The following is a 17,335-nucleotide window of genomic DNA, read 5'->3' on the forward strand; positions in this document are numbered from 1 at the left end:
AGCAGGATTTTCGTGATGCGGGGGATCGTTCTGTGCCGCGGTGCGTGGAACAGTTCGACGAGGTATGGCGACAGGGCGAGCCGGGCCGAGTAGCTCGGGCGACAGGCCGGTTCGGGACTTGGGCACTCGCACGGCGTGACGGGACCCGTTTCGGCGCCGGCATCGAGCGCCGCCGAATGCGGGACCGGGCCTCGGGCGGAGGGGGCGCGGGGGCGGCGCCTACTCCGGCTGCCGTCGCGCTCCAGCCGGGCTACGGCTCACCGGCCGTCCCGCTCCTTCAAGACCTCGCGCATGGTGTCGGCGATAAGGCCGGGCAGGGTGGCGACGAGGCCGGAGACCATGCCCCGCACGCCGGCCAATTCCTTTCGGACCTCGCCGAGTTCCTGAGCGACACCGTCCACTTTTTGCTCGACGCGGTCGAGGCGCGTCTTGATGGCGGCGAGGTCGTCGGAATTGCGGCGCGTCTCGGTGAGCACATGGCGCGTCACCATCTTCTCGCCGTCGACCTCGCGCTCGACGATGTCGACGCGGGTGGCGAGCTGCTCGAACTCCGTGCGGGTCACGTAGTCGGTCATGGTAACTGGCCTCGAAAAAGCCGGCGCATCTTAGCCCAATGCCGCCGCTTCTTCCAGAAGTTGTGGTGCGGGTCGACCGGCGAGTCGTTTCACGCCGCCGGTCTGCGACACGGCTACTCTGCCGCCTGCGCGCCCTTCCGCCGCCGCCCGTTCGCGGCCCCCGTGCCACGCCGCGCCGGCGGCGCCGCGACGACTTTCCGCTCCAGCACCGGCTTCAGGAACTGCCCCGTATACGACCGCTTCTCCTTGATCACGTCCTCGGGCGTACCCACCGCGACGATCTCGCCGCCGCCGTCGCCGCCCTCGGGGCCGAGGTCGATGATCCAGTCGGCCGTCTTGATCACCTCGAGATTGTGCTCGATCACCGCCACGGTGTTGCCGCCGGCCACCAGCTCGTGCAGCACCTCCAGCAGCTTTTCGACGTCCTGGAAGTGCAGTCCGGTGGTCGGCTCGTCGAGGATGTAGAGCGTCCGCCCGGTGGCGCGTTTCGACAGCTCCTTGGCCAGCTTCACCCGCTGCGCCTCGCCGCCCGACAGCGTCGTCGCCTGCTGGCCGATTTTTATATAGTCGAGGCCGACGCGATGAAGCGTCTTCAGCGTCTCGCGCACCCGCGGCACCGCCTTGAAGAACGCGGCGCCTTCCTCCACCGTCATGTCGAGCACGTCGGCGATCGACTTGCCCTTGAAGGTCACCTCCAAGGTCTCGCGGTTGTAGCGCTTGCCCTTGCAGACGTCGCAGGTGACGTAGACGTCCGGCAGGAAGTGCATCTCGATCTTGATGACGCCGTCGCCCTGGCACGCCTCGCAGCGGCCGCCCTTGACGTTGAACGAGAAGCGGCCCGGCTCGTAGCCGCGCGCCTTCGCTTCGGGCAGCGCCGCGAACCATTCGCGGATCGGCGTGAAGGCGCCCGTGTAGGTGGCCGGATTGGAGCGCGGCGTGCGGCCGATCGGCGACTGGTCGATGTCGATGATCTTGTCGATGTGCTCCAGCCCCTCGATGCGCTCGTGCGGGGCAGGGGCCTCGGCGGCGCCGTGCAGCTTCCGCGCGATCGCCTTGTAGAGCGTGTCGATCAGCAGCGTCGACTTGCCGCCGCCAGACACTCCGGTGATGCAGGTGAACAATCCGACCGGAATGTCGGCCGAGACGTTTTTCAGATTGTTGCCGCGCGCCCCGACGACGCGCAGCACGCGCCGGGAATCCGGCACGCGCCGCTCCGGCACCGGGATCATGCGCCGGCCGGTGAGATACTCGCCGGTCACCGACTTGGTGTCCGCCATGATGTCGTCCGGGGTGCCGGCCGAGACGATGCGGCCGCCGTGAATGCCGGCGCCGGGGCCGATGTCGAGCACCCAATCGGCGGTGCGGATGGCGTCCTCGTCGTGCTCCACCACGATGACGGTGTTGCCGAGGTCGCGCAGCCGCCGCAGCGTCTCGATCAGGCGGGCGTTGTCGCGCTGGTGCAGGCCGATCGAGGGCTCGTCCAGCACATAGAGCACGCCGGTGAGGCCGGAGCCGATCTGCGAGGCGAGGCGGATGCGCTGGCTCTCGCCACCGCTGAGCGTGCCGGAGGCGCGCGCCAGCGTGAGATAGTCGAGGCCGACATCGTTCAGGAAGGTCAGGCGCTCGCGGATCTCCTTGAGGATGCGGGTGGCGATCTCGTTCTGCTTGGGCGTCAGCCGCTTCGGCAGCGCCGTGAACCAAGCGCCGGCGCGCCGCACCGACAGCGCCGCCACCTCGCCGATGTGCAGGCCGTCGACCTTCACGGCGAGCGCCTCGGGCTTCAGGCGGTGGCCCTGGCAGGATGCGCACGGGATCGCGGTGAAGTACTTGCCGATCTCCTCGCGCGCCCACTCGCTCTCGGTCTCGCGCCAGCGCCGCTCGAGATTGCGCACCACGCCTTCGAACGGCTTCTTGGTCTCGTAGGCCCGCATGCTGTCGTCGTAGACGAAGCGGATCTCGTCGTCGCCGGAGCCGTACAGGATCGCCTCCTGGGCGCGCTTCGGCAGCTCCTTCCACTTGGTGTCGAGAGTGAAGCGGTAGTGCTTCGCCAGCGCTTCCAGGGTCTGGACATAGTAGGGCGACGACGACTTCGCCCACGGCGCGACGGCGCCGCGCTTCAGCGTCACCTCCTTGTCGGGCACCACGAGGTCGGGGTCGATCTTCTGGTCGAGGCCGAGGCCGCCGCAGGACGGGCAGGCGCCGTGCGGTGAGTTGAACGAGAACAGCCGCGGCTCGATCTCGGGGATCGTGAAGCCCGACACCGGGCAGGCGAACTTTTCCGAGAAGACGATGCGGTTGGCGTCCGCCGCCGCGGCCGCGGCGAGCTTGGTGGTCTTCGCGTCGGGCTTGGCGGCATTCTCGACGCGCTCCCTCCCCCCTTGTGGGGGAGGGGCGGGGAGGGGGGTAGCCCCGGACGCCGTCCCATGCCGCTTACCCCCCTCCCGACCCCCCTTCGGGTGGTCGACCTCCCCCACAAGGAGGGAGGTAACGGAAGAAGGGACCGGCGCCCCGTCGGCGAACTCCACCACGGCCAGGCCGTCGGCGAGCTTGAGGGCCGTCTCGAACGATTCGGCGAGGCGCGTGGCGATGTCGGGCCGCACCACGATGCGGTCCACCACCACGTCGATGTCGTGCTTGAGCTTCTTGTCGAGCGCAGGGGCCGCGGCGATCTCGTGGAAGGCGCCGTCGATCTTGACCCGCTGAAAGCCCTTCTTGAGCAGGTCGGCCAGCTCCTTGCGGTACTCGCCCTTGCGGCCGCGCACCAGCGGCGCCAGCAGATAGAGCCGCGTGCCCTCCGGCAGCGCCATCACCCGGTCGACCATCTGGGACACCGTCTGGCTCTCGATCGGCAGGCCGGTGGCGGGCGAGTAGGGCACGCCGACGCGCGCCCACAGGAGCCGCATGTAGTCGTAGATCTCGGTGACGGTGCCCACCGTCGAGCGCGGGTTCTTGGACGTCGTCTTCTGCTCGATCGAGATGGCGGGCGACAGGCCGTCGATCTGGTCGACGTCCGGCTTCTGCATCATCTCCAGGAACTGGCGCGCATAGGCCGACAGCGACTCGACGTAGCGGCGCTGGCCCTCGGCATAGATGGTATCGAAGGCGAGCGACGATTTGCCGGAGCCGGACAGCCCGGTGAACACGACGAGCTTGTCGCGCGGCAGGTCGACGTCGACGGACTTCAGATTGTGCTCGCGGGCGCCGCGGATGGAGATCACCCGGCCGTCGGGCCGGCGCGGCTTGTCGAACAGGTCGGTCATTGGGCACCGGATTCGGTCCTGGGCGGCACGAGGACCTGGCCCGGACGGGGGTGACGGTGCCCGGAACTTAATGAGAACGGACGCGGAGCGCCAGCACCCTCGCGGTTGTCAACAGCGGCGCGTGCGAGCGGCGCTCGTAGGGCGCAGGGGCGAGCCGCGGCCTCACCTCCAACCATGGTGGCGGGATGGGGCCGTCACGGCCGGTGGCCGCCACGGATTTTGCGGGTCGGGCCGCCCCGGAAAAGCAGAAGCCCCGGCCTGGGCACCGGGGCTTCCACCATCAGGAGAGGCTTACGATTGAGACTTCAGTCGAGACATGGCGATCAGTAGCGCGCCATCACCGGAGCGCCACCGCCGAAGCGGTAGTTCAGGCCGATCTTGGCGGTGTGGATGCCGTTGAGGTCGTGATCCCACGAATAGGCGAGGCCGTCGCCGGGATTGATGCCGGTGACCGTCTGGGTGCCGTTGGTGCCGATGTACATGTACTCGGCCTTGATGCTCCAGTTCAGGTCGAACGCCCACTCGATGCCGCCGCCGACCGTCCAGGTGGCCTTGGTCTCGCTCGCGGAGGCCGCCATGGTCTGGAGTCCCCAGCCGTCGTAGATCGCAGTCTCGACGTTCACGAAGGCCGCGCCGCCCTTCACGTAGATCATGGCGCGATCCCACGAGTAGCCGAGGCGGCCGGTGATCATGCCGTACCAATCGCCGATCTTCGCCGACGACAGCACGCCCGGCGCGACCGCGCCGTTGTTGGCCAGGATCGGATCGTACGCGGAGCCTTCCAGGCTGAGGTAGCCGATTTCGCCTTCGAGGCCGAGCACGAAGGGCGAGCCGACCGGCTGCCAGTTGCAGCCCACCGTGCCACCGCCGATGAAGCTCGAGTCGGCCTTGTAGCCCCAGCCCCCGACGGCGGTGTAGCCGTTCAGGTCCCACGCGGTGACGTCACCGTCGGCCCACGCGCCGCCCACATAGCCGCCGATGTAGCAGCCAGTCCACGAGAACACAGGCGCGATGACCGGCGGTGCCTTGACGGGCATGCGCATATCGGCCGCAGAGGCGACGCCGGCCATGGCCAGGATGGCGGCGCTCGCGAGCAGAACCTTCTTCATGGGAACCCCCCTCTCGGAAAAGATGTCTCAGCATAGATCGAGGCGGGTTGTGGAAGGTGACATTTTCGCCACAACTCCCGGAAAGATCCGCGCTATACGCAACTAGACCGATCAGTCTAGTCGTGGGGCTTCAGCCATGATGCCGGAGGCGTGCCGTTGGCATGATGAGAGCCCCGGGGCGGAACCCCGGGGCTCGATTGGCGCGCGAAGGCGTGCGTGATGATCAGTAACGGGCCATGACCGGCGCGGCGCCACCGCCGAAGCGGTAGTTGAGGCCGACCTTGGCAGTGTGAATGCCGCCGTTGTCGTGATCCCAGCAATAGGTGCCGGGGGCCGGCGCCGTGCCGCCGTACACGCCGCAGGTCGCCAGCGTGTCGTTGAGGCCGATATACATGTACTCGGCCTTGATGCTCCAGCTCGGCGCCAGGGCGTACTCGATGCCGCCGCCGACCGTCCAGGTGGTGACGGTGTCGCTGGTGGACATGCCGAAGCCGGTCAGGCTGTCGTAGATGGACGACTCGACATTGAGGAAGGCCGCACCGCCCTTGACGTAGAGCAGGGCGCGATCCCACGCGAAGCCGAGGCGGCCGGTGATCATGCCGTACCAGTCACCGATCTTGCTGGCGGCCACGATGGTCGGATCGAGCGGATCGGCGCCCGAGCCTTCCAGGCTGATGTAGCCGAGCTCGCCCTCGAGGCCGAGGACGAACTGCGAGCCGACCGGCTGCCAGTTGCAGCCCAGCGTGCCGCCGCCGATGACGCTCGAATCGGAGCTGTAGCCCCACGAGCCGACCCCGGCGAAGCCGTTGCGGTCGTAGACCGAGTAATCGTCCGACCAGGCGCCGCCGACGAAGCCGCCGATGTAGCAGCCGGTCCACGAGAACGCCGGAACCACCATGGGCGCAGGCGGTGCCTTCATGGGCATGCGGGCCGACAGGTCCGCCGCCGATGCGGCGCCGATCATGCCGAGCGCGGCGACAGTCGCGAGCAAGACAGTCTTGGTCATGAGACCCCCCTTGTTGTGAACGAGATCAAACCATAGGGGTTTTCCGTACAGAAAGGGTGTCATATCGGCCACAGCTTCATCATCCAAAAGCGCGATAAGGTAATTTGAGACCTCTGTCTCGAGAAGATCCGGCCCCAATGCCGCTGGAAGCCCTCGACAATCCGATGCGGGCGGTCCGGTGAAAGTAACGATGGGGGTATGATAAAACCTAATAGATGCGGTCCAATGTCTGGTCGTCGACATAGGCGGCGGACGCTGAATAAATCTGCCGGACGGGCTGTTCGCCCGGCTGCGGTCGGGCGGGGCGCCGCACTCGGCTGCTCCGCCATAGCCGAGACGGGGCGCGCTCACACGAATGTCGATTTCGGCCTGCCGCCTGGTGCGCGCTTGTCGGCCGGGGACGGCAGCAACAAAAATGTGGATGGGCGGAAGGCGGAACAACGCGGCCCTCACGGTGACGAGCGGTCGAGGTCCGCCGCTACCGACCGTGAACCGACGTTCACTTCGCCGGATAATTCCTATGCGTTCGGGGCACGGTGCTTCCAACGCAAAAGGCCCCGGGCATGCCCGGGGCCTTCGCTCGACGCGAGGTCGATAGGATCAGTAGCGAGCCATCACCGGAGCGCCACCGCCGAAGCGGTAGTTGATGCCCACCTTGGCGGTGTGGATGCCCGGGACGTCGTGATCCCAATTGGCGATGCCGCCGCCGACCACCGGACCGGAGACCGTGTAGGTCTCGTTCAGGCCGATGTACATGTACTCGGCCTTGATGCTCCAGTTGAAGTCGAGGGCGTACTCGATGCCGCCGCCGACCGTCCAGGTCGCCTTGGTCTCGCTGGTGGACGCGGCGAACGCGCCCGGCTGCACGATCGCGGTCTCGACGTCCACGAAGGCCGCGCCGCCCTTGACATAGAGCAGAGCACGATCCCAGGCGAAGCCGAGGCGGCCGGTCACCATGCCGTACCAGTCGCCGACCTTGGTCGACGAGTAGAGCGGGAAGGCGGTGCCGAACGACACCGGATCATAGGCCGAGCCCTCGAGGCTCATGTAGCCGATCTCGCCCTCGAGGCCGAGCACGAACTGCGAGCCGACCGGCTGCCAGTTGCACCCGAGGGTGCCGCCGCCGATGACGCTCGAATCCGTCTTGTAGCCCCAGCTTCCGACGCCGAAGACGCCGTTGCGGTCATAGGCGCTAACGTCCTCACCGGCCCACGCGCCGCCGACGAAGCCGCCGACATAGCAGCCGGTCCACGAGAACACGGGAGCGATCACGGGCGGCGCCTTCACGGGCATCCGCGCAGACAGGTCCGCGGCGGACGCCGCACCGACCATGCCGACTGCCGCGACCGTAGCGAGCAGGATCTTCTTCATTAACGGCCCCTCCATTCCTAGAAATACCGAAGTCCCAGGGTCGCGACCCTAGGCGGAATCGCCCCGGCCGTGGTGACATATATGCAACATTGGATCGGGATTGGGCGCCGTCGGCCTGGCCGGGCCGCCGCGCACCGTCCCGGAGGCCGCGTGCCGCCGGTGTCGGGCGGGGCGTGGCGATCCTGTCAAATATCAGAAAATAAAACGAAAAATAGAACCGTTCGGCGCGCCCGGGAAGTCGCAGCGAGGTGCCGTCCGTCCCCTCCGACCCGGGGATGCGACAGCGGAGCAAGGGACGGAAGGTCGGCCGCAACCTGTCGGCTTGCTTAATCCCCGGTTACCGAATACAAGAACATTTGCGGAACATCGATGTGTGGACAAGAACGCCGTCCACCTTGTTGAGGATTCGATAAGGACTAGTGTGAGCCCGCCTGTTCGCCGGGCTGGCGGCTTGCGCCCGTCCATCGCGTCCGTTGCGTTGCGGGCCGCGCGGTGGCCGGGGCTGGTCCTCACGAAGGAGGGACGGGCGGGTCTCGTGGGGGGCCTTGTGGGGGCGGATGTCGTCTCGGCCGGGGTCTCGTTCGGGAGAGCCGCCTGACGGGTTGAGCTTGCCGGGAGAACTGCCGGGTAGGCTCGTGAGCATCGCGTACGGGCAAGAGTATATAGAGTCGAGAGCGCGGCGAGCGTATCGAGCGCAGGACTGTCGAGCGTTACCCATGTGGAGCCACCGGGGGCGCACAGAGCGAGCGGAGTTGGAGCATGGCGGGTTCGGTCAACAAGGTGATTCTCATCGGCAATCTGGGCGCGGACCCGGAGATTCGCCGGACCCAGGACGGGCGTCCGATCGCCAATCTGCGCATCGCCACCTCGGAGACGTGGCGCGACAAGGCCACCGGCGAGCGGCGCGAGAAGACCGAGTGGCATCGGGTGGTGATCTTCAGCGAGGGGCTCTGCCGGGTGGCCGAGCAATACCTCAAGAAAGGCTCGAAGGTTTACGTGGAAGGCACGCTCCAGACACGCAAATGGCAGGATCAGCAAGGCCAGGACAGGTACTCCACCGAAGTCGTGCTGCAAGGCTTCGGGGCGACGCTGACGATGCTCGACGGCCGCGGTGGCGGCGGGGAGGGCTTCGACCAGAGTGGCGGGGATGATTTCGGCTCGCCGGGACCCACGGCGGGGCGGGAGCGGCGCCCGGCAGCGGCGGCCGCGCCGTCGCGGCGCGACGATCTCGACGACGACATTCCGTTCTGAGGCGGTCGCCGCACGTCACCCGGCGCGGTCCGAGCGGCGGGACGGATGGTCGATGGCAAACCCCGCGGCATCGCGGCCTGCCTCGGCGCGAGGTGTTTCCGGCCGCGCCGGCGTGAGACCGATCCGGCTGCGCCGGCGCCGGACGAGCACACTGCTTCGTCACGCCGGCGCGTTCGAGGGGCGATTCGCCGGACGCGGCCGGTACGGGCACGGGTCGTGTCGGTGCAAGTCTTGCGCGGGGGCGAGCCGTGGGGACGCGACGGCGAGCCGTGTGAGCAGCCGTGCGGGCGCAGCTCGCGTCGATCGACCTTGCGTCGATCGACGTGCCCTGCCGACGGTTGCCGCGGAACGGCGATGGTGATCGCGGGTTGCTCTCCGACAGGCAAGTCGTCGATAGGCGACGCTATCGCCGCAACGGAGACCCCCATGGATCGAAACGAGAAGAACCGGATCGCCATTCACAATCCCGGCGGGGTTGCCAGCCGAGCTCGGCCCGGCGTCCGCCGAATGGGCGGCGTCGCCACGCTGGCGGTGGCGGCCGTCCTCACGGCCGTCCTCCTGGCCGGCCCTGCGGCCGCCCAGCTCGCCAATCCGGCCGGGCCTGGGCCGGTGGCCCCCAGCACCGGCGCGCAGCCGCCGTCGCCGGCGGATCGGCCGGCCGGCCAGACCACCGGCCAAGCCGGACCGGCGGTCGGGCAGGCCACCGGCGCCGCCCTGGGAGCCGCGCCTCCGGCGGCCGAGTTCGTCCGCAAGGCGGCGATCAGCGACATGTTCGAGGTGCAGTCGAGCCAGCTCGCCCGCGAGAAGGCCGATCAGGAGGGTCGCCAGTTCGCCGCCACCATGCTTCAGGCCCACACCAAGACGACGGGCGAGCTGCGCGAGCTGGTGACCAGCGGCAAGGTCAAGGCGGAGCTGCCGGCCGGCCTCGATGACGAGCACCGCCAGAAGCTGGAGCGGCTGCGCGGCCTGAGCGGGAAGGCGTTCGAGGACGCCTACGAGACCATGCAGGTGGAGGCGCACCAGACCGCCATTCAGCTGTTCTCGGCCTATGCGCAGGGGGGCGACGATCCCGAGCTGAAGCAGTGGGCCGCCAAGACGCTGCCGGAGCTCGAGCGGCATCTCGGCATGGCCGAGAAGTTGAAGTAGGCGGCCCAGGCGGCCCCGAGCGCCCGAGACAGCCGGAGGCGGCGCCAGGTGCGGCACCGCCGCGGACGCGACCCGCCCGCGGCGTCTCGGGCGGCTGTCCGTGGCAAGGGTTCAGCCGTGAAGGGAGAGTTGCGGCAAGAGGGCGGAGCGGAGGCCGTGAGTGAGCGCGGCTGCACGGGGCGGGCCGGTGATCTCGCTGGGCCGTAGCCTCGTCGGCTCCCGGTCCCGGCCGGGCGTTGCGACCACGAGGACCTCGCCGGCAGCCCCGGCGTGCGGCAAGATGGGCCGACAACGCCTGCCCCGATCTCGACGCGCACCGTCCGATAGCGTCGTCGGACGTCGCCGTCCGATGCGGCTGCCAGCAGCCGGCCCGGTGCCGCGCTTGTGCCGCTGCCGTCGCGGCGCGGCGTCGGCGCCACGAGCGGCTCGCGACGCGTGATGCTGCGCGCCAGGGTGCGCCAAGGGGCGACTGGAAGGTGCCGACTGGAAGGTACTCATGCCGACCCTCGCCACGGCCCTGCTTCAGGGTCTCAAGGATCACGGCGCCCGGGAGCTGTTCGGCATCCCGGGCGACTTCATCCTGCCTCTCTTCAAGGTCGTCGAAGAGTCCGGAATTCTTCCGTATTTCACCCTCAGTCACGAGCCGGCTGTGGGCTTCGCGGCGGATGCGGCGGCGCGCTACCAGTCGACCCTCGGGGTCGTCGTGGTGACCTACGGGGCGGGCGCCTTCAACGTCGTCAACGCGGTTGCCGGCGCCTATGCGGAGCGCTCGCCCGTCGTCGTGGTGGCGGGCGCGCCGGGCGCCCGCGAGCGGACGAGCGGTCTCCTGCTGCACCATCAGGCGCGCAGCATCGACACCCAGCTCGCGGTGTTCCGCGAGATCACCTGCGACCAGGCGGTGCTGGACGATCCGGCGACCGCCCCGCAGGCGATCGCCCGGGTGCTGCGCAGTGCCCGCGAGCGCTCGCTGCCGGTCTATATCGAGGTGCCGCGCGATCGGGTCGACGCCCCGGTGGCGCCGGTGCCGGTGCTGCCGCGCCGGACAGCCGATCCGGACGCGCTCGCCGAATGCGCCGGCGAGATCGCGGCGCTGCTCGGCCGCGCCGAGCGGCCCGTGATGGTGGTCGACGTCGAGATTCGCCGCTACGGCCTGGAGGAGCGCGTCGCCACGCTGGCCCGACGGCTCGGCCTGCCGGTGGTCACCACCTTCATGGGGCGGGGCCTGCTGCAAGCCGCGCCGGACGTACGCCGCGGCACCTATCTGGGCAGCGCCGGTGACCCCGCCGTGACCCGGCTGGTCGAGGAGGCGGATGCCCTGCTGCTTCTCGGCGTGATCCTGTGCGACACCAATTTCGCTTTATCCGAGAAGCGGTTCGATTGGCGTCACACGGTCCTGGCGATCGACCGCGGGGTGCGCATCGGCCACCATACCTATCCGGAGCTGCCGATCGAGGATTTGGTGGACGCGCTGATCGCCCGCGCCGGCCCGGAGATCGCCGCCCGCCCGCGGACGCTGCCGCCCTTCGAGGATTATCCGCGCGGCCTCGTCGCCGACGACACGCCGCTGGCGCCGAGCGACGTCGCCGCCGCCGTCAACGACCTGCTCGACCGCCACGGCCCGCTGCCGATGACCGCCGACATCGGCGATTGCCTGTTCGTCGCCATGGAGATCGACAACACCGCGCTGGCGGCGCCCGGCTATTACGCCGGCATGGGGTTCGGGGTGCCGGCGGGCATCGGGGTGGCGGCGGCGACCGGGCAGCGGCCGCTGATCCTGGTCGGCGACGGGGCCTTCCAGATGACCGGCTGGGAGCTCGGCAACTGCCGGCGCTACGGGCTCGATCCCATCGTGCTCCTGTTCAACAATGCGAGCTGGGAGATGCTGCGGGTGTTCCAGCCCGAATCGAGATTCAACGATCTGTCCGACTGGAACTTCGCCGCCATGGCGCCGGCGCTCGGTGGCCATGGCGAGCGGGTGGCGACCCGGCGGGAGCTCGCTGCGGCGCTGGAGCGGGCGATCGCCCGCCGCGGCATGTTCTCGCTGATCGAGGTGATGCTGCCGCGCGGCGCCACCTCGCGCACGCTCGCCCGCTTCGTCACTGGCCTCAAGAGCGCCCGCGACCGCCAAGCCGGCTGAAAGCCCGCGCTTCCACGTTACGGCGTCAGCACGGCGCGGACGCCGTCGATCACGTACTGGACCGCCAGCGCCGCCAGCAGCACGCCGAGCAGGCGCGACAGCACCACATTGCCGGTGATGCCGAGCGAGCGGGCGATCCGGCTCGCGAACGCGAACACCGCGAGGCAGAGCGCGCAGGTCGCCGCGATAACGGCGAGCAGCACGGCGATGCGGGCCGGCCGGCCCGCCGCCTCGCCGCCCAGCAGGATGACGGCGGTCAGCGCCCCGGGGCCGGCCATCAGCGGAATGGCGAGCGGAAAGGCGGCGATGTGGCGGACCCGTTCCTCCAGCGCCACCTCGGCGGTGCGCGACTGGCGCTCGATGCGCACCCCGAGCACCATCTCGGCCGCGGTGGCGAACAGCAACAACCCCCCCGCGATCCGGAACGCCGGCAGGCTGATGCCGAGATGGCGCAGCAGCCAGTCGCCGACGAGCGCCGCCCCCATCAGCACCAGCACGGCGATCAAGGTGGCGCGCCCGCCGACGCGCCGCCGCGCCTCCGCCGGCAGCCCGTCCGTGAGCGCCAGGAAGGCCGGCGCGAGGCCGAGCGGATCGACCACGATGAACAGCGTGACGGCGGCGGAGAGGAGGTAATCGAGGTCCATGGCGGGGGCGTAGCGGGGCGTTCCGGAGGGGTCAATCGCAAGGGCGTCGCGGGGGTGGCGCGCGGCCGCCGCCGCATTGCCGCCACGTCCCCACAACCGTCCTCCTAAAGCGTTGTGCAGAAAGCGAAATAGTTGGGTGTCCAGAGGCCCGCGAGGCTGGTCATTCGGGCTCCGATCCACTATCTAGACAGCAACGGATTCGCCGGGATTTCCTGAACTTGGCCGACAACGACACCCCCGCTCCGAGCGGCGCCAGCCCTTCGGACATTCGCCCCGTCTCGATCTCCGAGGAGATGAAGCGCGCCTATCTCGATTACGCGATGAGCGTGATCGTCTCGCGCGCGCTCCCGGATGCCCGCGACGGCCTCAAGCCCGTGCATCGGCGCATCCTCTACTCGATGCACGAGCAGGGGCATCTGCCCGACCGCAAATATGTCAAGTCGGCCCGCGTGGTCGGCGACGTGATGGGTAAGTATCACCCGCACGGCGACTCGGCGATCTACGACGCCCTGGTGCGGATGGCGCAGGACTTCTCCATGCGCCTGCCGTTGATCGATGGGCAGGGCAACTTCGGCTCGGTCGACGGCGATCCGCCGGCGGCGATGCGCTACACCGAGTGCCGGCTGGCGCGTCCGGCGCTGGCGCTGCTCGACGACATCGACAAGGACACCGTCGATTTCCGCCCCAACTACGACGGCAACGAGAAGGAGCCGTCGGTGCTGCCGGCGCGCTTCCCGAACCTCCTGGTCAACGGGGCGGGCGGCATCGCGGTCGGCATGGCGACCAACATCCCGCCGCACAATCTCGGTGAGGTGATCGACGCCGCCATCGCGCTCATCGACGATCCGGCGCTGTCGATCGAAGACCTGATCAAGATCGTGCCCGGGCCCGACTTTCCGACCGGCGGCGTGATCCTCGGCCGGGCCGGCATCCGCTCGGCCTTCCACACCGGCCGCGGCTCCATCGTGATGCGCGGCAAGGCCGAGATCGAGACCGTGCGGCGCGATCGCGAGGCGATCGTCGTCACCGAGATCCCGTACCAGGTCAACAAGGCCTCGATGGTCGAGAAGATCGCCGAGCTGGTGCGCGAGAAGCGGATCGAGGGCGTCGCCGACCTGCGCGACGAATCGGATCGCGACGGCTACCGCGTCGTTGTCGAGCTCAAGCGCGATGCCGTGGCGGACGTGGTGCTCAACCAGCTCTATCGCTTCACGCCGCTGCAATCGACCTTCGGGGCCAACATGGTGGCCCTCGATGGCGGCCGCCCGCAGGTGATGTCGCTCAAGGACCTCCTGTCCGCCTTCATCGCGTTCCGCGAGGAGGTCGTGAAGCGGCGCACCAAGTTCCTACTCGGCAAGGCGCGCGATCGCGCCCATGTGCTGGTCGGGCTCGCTGTCGCGGTCGCCAATATCGACGAGGTCATCCGGCTGATCCGCGCCTCCCGCGACGCCAACGAGGCGCGCGAGGCATTGATGGGCCGCGACTGGCCGGCCGCTGACGTGCTGCCGCTGATCGAGCTGATCGACGATCCGCGCCACAAGGTGCAGGAGGACGGCACCTTCCGGCTCTCCGAGACGCAGGCGCGGGCGATTCTCGATCTGCGCTTGCAACGGCTCACCGCGCTCGGCCGTGACGAGATCAAGGACGAGCTGGACAAGCTCGCCGCCGAGATCACCGATTACCTCGACATTCTTCGCTCGCGCGCCCGCATCCAGGCGATCGTCAAGGCCGAGCTCGGCGAGATCCGCGAGAAGTACGCGACGCCGCGCCGGACCGTCATCCTCGACCAGGACGGCGAGATGGAGGACGAGGACCTCATCCAGCGCGAGGACATGGTCGTCACCGTCTCGCATCTCGGCTACGTCAAGCGGGTGCCGCTGTCGACCTACCGGGCGCAGCGCCGCGGCGGCAAGGGCCGCTCCGGCATGCAGACCCGCGAGGAGGATTTCGTCGCCCGGCTGTTCGTCGCCTCGACCCACACGCCGGTGCTGTTCTTCTCGTCGCGCGGCCAGGTCTACAAGGAGAAGGTCTGGCGGCTGCCGCTCGCCGCGCCGAACGCCCGCGGCAAGGCGATGATCAACCTGTTGCCGCTCGCCCAGGACGAGCGCATCACCACCGTGATGCCGCTGCCCGAGGACGAGACGACGTGGTCCGAGCTGGACGTGATGTTCGCGACCACCAGCGGCACCGTCCGGCGCAACAAGCTCTCCGACTTCTCCGACGTGCGGCGCTCCGGCATCATCGCCATGAAGCTCGCGGCCGGTGGCCACGACGACGAGGCGATCGTCGACGTGCAGATCTGCACCGAGAAGGACGACGTGCTGCTGACCACCGCCATGGGGCAGAGCATCCGCTTCCCGGTCACCGACGTGCGGGTGTTCTCGGGCCGCACCTCCATGGGGGTGCGCGGCATCGCGCTCGATGCGAGCGACCGGGTGATCTCGCTGTCGATCCTGCGTCACGTCGAGGCGACCGGCGAGGAGCGCGACGCCTATCTTCGGCGCGCCATGGCGGTGCGGCGCGGCACCGGGACGGACCACGGCGACACCGCCGAGATGGACGGCGCGGCGCCCGACGCGGACGCCGACGAGACCGCGACCGGCGGCGCCATCGAGCTGGGCGAGACGCGCTATGTCGAGCTGTCGGCGGCCGAGCAGTTCGTCCTCACCGTGTCGGAGCGCGGCTTCGGCAAGCGCACCTCGTCCTACGAGTATCGGACCACCGGGCGCGGCGGTAAGGGCATCGTCGCCATGGACAACCGCACCCGCTCGGGCGGGCTGCGGCCGCGCATCGGCAAGATCGTGGCGTCGTTCCCGGTGGAGGAGAGCGACCAGCTCATGCTGGTCACCGACGGCGGCCAGCTCATCCGCTGCGGCGTCTCCGAGATCTCCATCAAGGGCCGCAAGACCCAGGGCGTGATCGTGTTCAACACCGCCGAGGGCGAGCGCGTCGTCTCGGTCGAGCGCCTCAGCGAGGGCGACGAGGGCGACGGCGAGAACGGCAACGGCGGGGGAACCGGCGACGGCGATCACGCCTGACGCCGGCCGGGCATCCACGACTTCAAGCCGAGCAGCGACAAGGACGTGGATGGCCGGGACAAGCCCGGCCATGACGGAGCGTGCAGTCCGCGGGGGCTGCCGTTGGGATCAGATCGCCCGCAGGGCGGGGCCGGGGACTTCGTCGCGGATGTGGGCGATGCGGTTCTGGGCATCGACCTGGACGACGGTCGGCTGGTGGCGCTTCGCCTCCTCGGCCGTCATGTCGGCGAAGGTGGCGAGAATCACCAGATCGCCCGGCTTGTTGCCGTGCGCCGCCGCGCCGTTGATGCAAATCACGCCGGAGCCGCGCTCGCCCTCGATGGCGTAGGTCACCAGGCGGGTGCCGCGGGTGACGTTCCAGACGTGCAGCTCTTGATTGTTGAAAATCTTGGCCGCGTCCATGAGGTCGGCATCGATCGTGCAGCTTCCCTCGTAATGGAGGTCGGCATGCGTGATCGTGGCGCGGTGGATTTTCGACCAGAACATCCGGAGCTGCATGGCGCGCCCTTGTGGCAGATTTCGGTGCCGCTGCCAACCGGCCAGCCGGTCGCAGCGAGCCGCGGATGCAGGGCTCACCAGCGGTCGACCAGCCGGCGCGCCCGCAGGAGGCGCGCCGTGCGGCGGCCGTCGTCGCGCGCGATCGTGTGCGACGTCGGTGCGCCCGCATCGTTCGTTCGATGGGCCTGGAGCATCGCGGCGCGAACGGCCGGGAGCCGCTCGGCCTCGGGACGTCCGGAGGTCACCGCGGGCCGGCCGAGAGCCGGCCGTCGGCCGCCTACCCAGGCGGCTTCGGCAATGCTCCACAAGCCCTGGTGATCCGCCTCGGGCCGGCGGCTCGACCCCGCCGCCGCCCGCGGCCGACCGAGCAGGCTCGCTCCGCCCGCCGCCGCCACGAAGCTCGCCACCAAGGCCAGCAACATCCAGTCCAGTCCGATCATGCCCCGCCCCCCGACGCGCAATGAATCGCTAACCATGACATCGTCGGACGAAAGTCCGGCGGCGCCGTGGTGAAACCCGGCATCGGTGTGGCGGTTCGGCGGCGATGCGGGCGTCCGGCTTGCGGTATCGAGGCGCCGACAGACGAGGCCAAGTATCTGAACCACAAGGGATTACGAGCCTTGCCCAACGTGGCGCGGCTAGCGGATCAGTCGCGCCACCTCGCGGAAGCGCGGGTGCTCGGCGGTCTCGAGCCATTCGAACACCACCATCTCGGTGGTGACGATCTCGGCGCCGTGGCGGGCCATGCGGGCGAGCGCGGTCTCCTTGCTTTCCGGTCGCCGCGACCCGACGGCGTCCCGCACCACATGGACGGCGCGCCCGGTGGCGAGCAGGCCGAGCACCGTCTGGCCGACGCAGACATGCGCCTCGCAGCCGGTCACCACGGCGGCGCGGTCGCCCGGCACGCGGTCGAGGAAGCCGGGCGCGCGCACGGCGTCGAAGGTCATCTTGGGCACCACCGGCCGCCCCGGCACGACGAGCTCCGGCACGGTCGGGCCGAGGCCGGTCGGGTTCTGCTCGGTGAACACCACCGGAATGTCGAGCATCGCGGCGGCGTCGAGCAGCCTGCGGGCGTTGGCGATCGCCGTCGCGGCGTCGTGGATCGCCGGCATCAGCCGGGCCTGGAAATCGACGACCACCAGGATCGAACGGCGCGGATCGATAATCGGCATGGTGGCTCCCGTCTGGCGCGACCGCGGGCTGATGGCGCCGAGGCGCTTCTGGCGCCGAGGTGCTTCGCGATCCAGGTTAGCCGTCTGGGCGCAGGGGCGAAACCCGCGCAGACGCTTTCGGCGCAGGG

13 protein-coding genes are annotated in these 17,335 nt (G+C 69.3%); 4 read left to right on the plus strand and 9 right to left on the minus strand.

What is annotated here, in order from left to right:
* Window positions 1-257: 257 nt before the first annotated feature.
* The 5 genes from ACFQUV_RS08055 to ACFQUV_RS08075 all read right to left on the minus strand — a co-directional run bounded on the left by ACFQUV_RS08055 (window position 258) and on the right by ACFQUV_RS08075 (window position 7,321).
* The gene (locus ACFQUV_RS08055; protein WP_129607404.1) at window positions 258-575 is read right to left on the minus strand and encodes a hypothetical protein; all 318 of its coding nucleotides are present in this window, start codon (window positions 573-575) and stop codon (window positions 258-260) included.
* Between the two features lie 113 nt (window positions 576-688).
* Window positions 689-3,835 carry an excinuclease ABC subunit UvrA gene (gene uvrA / locus ACFQUV_RS08060; RefSeq protein ID WP_378394535.1) on the minus strand — a complete coding sequence of 1,049 codons (3,147 nt, stop codon included), beginning with the start codon at window positions 3,833-3,835 and terminating at the stop codon, window positions 689-691.
* 323 nt (window positions 3,836-4,158) lie between these two features.
* Window positions 4,159-4,944 carry an outer membrane protein gene (locus tag ACFQUV_RS08065; RefSeq protein WP_129607930.1) on the minus strand — a complete coding sequence of 262 codons (786 nt, stop codon included), beginning with the start codon at window positions 4,942-4,944 and terminating at the stop codon, window positions 4,159-4,161.
* 223 nt (window positions 4,945-5,167) lie between these two features.
* Window positions 5,168-5,950 carry an outer membrane protein gene (locus ACFQUV_RS08070; protein ID WP_111385545.1) on the minus strand — a complete coding sequence of 261 codons (783 nt, stop codon included), beginning with the start codon at window positions 5,948-5,950 and terminating at the stop codon, window positions 5,168-5,170.
* 600 nt (window positions 5,951-6,550) lie between these two features.
* Window positions 6,551-7,321, minus strand: coding sequence for an outer membrane protein (locus ACFQUV_RS08075; protein ID WP_129607931.1), 771 nt, complete (start codon window positions 7,319-7,321; stop codon window positions 6,551-6,553).
* A 759-nt stretch (window positions 7,322-8,080) separates the two neighbouring features.
* Here ACFQUV_RS08075 and ACFQUV_RS08080 point away from each other — a divergent pair.
* From ACFQUV_RS08080 to ipdC, 3 genes are all read left to right on the plus strand, one after another.
* Window positions 8,081-8,572, plus strand: a complete 492-nt coding sequence (locus tag ACFQUV_RS08080; RefSeq protein WP_111385547.1) for a single-stranded DNA-binding protein — start codon at window positions 8,081-8,083, stop codon at window positions 8,570-8,572.
* 426 nt (window positions 8,573-8,998) lie between these two features.
* Window positions 8,999-9,718 carry a DUF4142 domain-containing protein gene (locus ACFQUV_RS08085; protein WP_307719467.1) on the plus strand — a complete coding sequence of 240 codons (720 nt, stop codon included), beginning with the start codon at window positions 8,999-9,001 and terminating at the stop codon, window positions 9,716-9,718.
* Window positions 9,719-10,214: 496 nt separating this feature from the next.
* Complete coding sequence (gene ipdC / locus ACFQUV_RS08090; protein ID WP_378394538.1) at window positions 10,215-11,855, plus strand: indolepyruvate/phenylpyruvate decarboxylase; 1,641 nt, start codon at window positions 10,215-10,217, stop codon at window positions 11,853-11,855.
* Window positions 11,856-11,872: 17 nt separating this feature from the next.
* Here the strand turns inward: ipdC and ACFQUV_RS08095 are convergent, their stop codons facing one another.
* Entirely contained in the window at window positions 11,873-12,499 is a 627-nt protein-coding gene (locus ACFQUV_RS08095; protein ID WP_129609581.1) for a MarC family protein, read from the minus strand.
* 218 nt (window positions 12,500-12,717) lie between these two features.
* Here ACFQUV_RS08095 and gyrA point away from each other — a divergent pair, with 218 nt between their 5' ends.
* A complete protein-coding gene (gene gyrA / locus ACFQUV_RS08100) occupies window positions 12,718-15,537 on the plus strand; it encodes a DNA gyrase subunit A (RefSeq protein WP_244601613.1) in 2,820 nt (939 codons plus the stop codon).
* Between the two features lie 108 nt (window positions 15,538-15,645).
* On the opposite strand, the gene panD is transcribed toward gyrA, so the two are convergent.
* The 3 genes from panD to ACFQUV_RS08115 all read right to left on the minus strand — a co-directional run bounded on the left by panD (window position 15,646) and on the right by ACFQUV_RS08115 (window position 17,207).
* Window positions 15,646-16,035, minus strand: a complete 390-nt coding sequence (gene panD, locus ACFQUV_RS08105; RefSeq protein ID WP_111385670.1) for an aspartate 1-decarboxylase — start codon at window positions 16,033-16,035, stop codon at window positions 15,646-15,648.
* A 74-nt stretch (window positions 16,036-16,109) separates the two neighbouring features.
* Complete coding sequence (locus tag ACFQUV_RS08110) at window positions 16,110-16,475, minus strand: hypothetical protein (RefSeq protein ID WP_129609583.1); 366 nt, start codon at window positions 16,473-16,475, stop codon at window positions 16,110-16,112.
* Window positions 16,476-16,673: 198 nt separating this feature from the next.
* Window positions 16,674-17,207, minus strand: a complete 534-nt coding sequence (locus tag ACFQUV_RS08115) for an isochorismatase family protein (RefSeq protein ID WP_129609584.1) — start codon at window positions 17,205-17,207, stop codon at window positions 16,674-16,676.
* Between the last annotated feature and the right edge of the window lie 128 nt (window positions 17,208-17,335).

Origin of the sequence: Rhodoplanes sp. P11 (assembly GCF_964266735.1) — a bacterium.
In the GTDB taxonomy this organism is placed as follows: Bacteria; Pseudomonadota; Alphaproteobacteria; order Rhizobiales; family Xanthobacteraceae; genus Rhodoplanes; species Rhodoplanes serenus.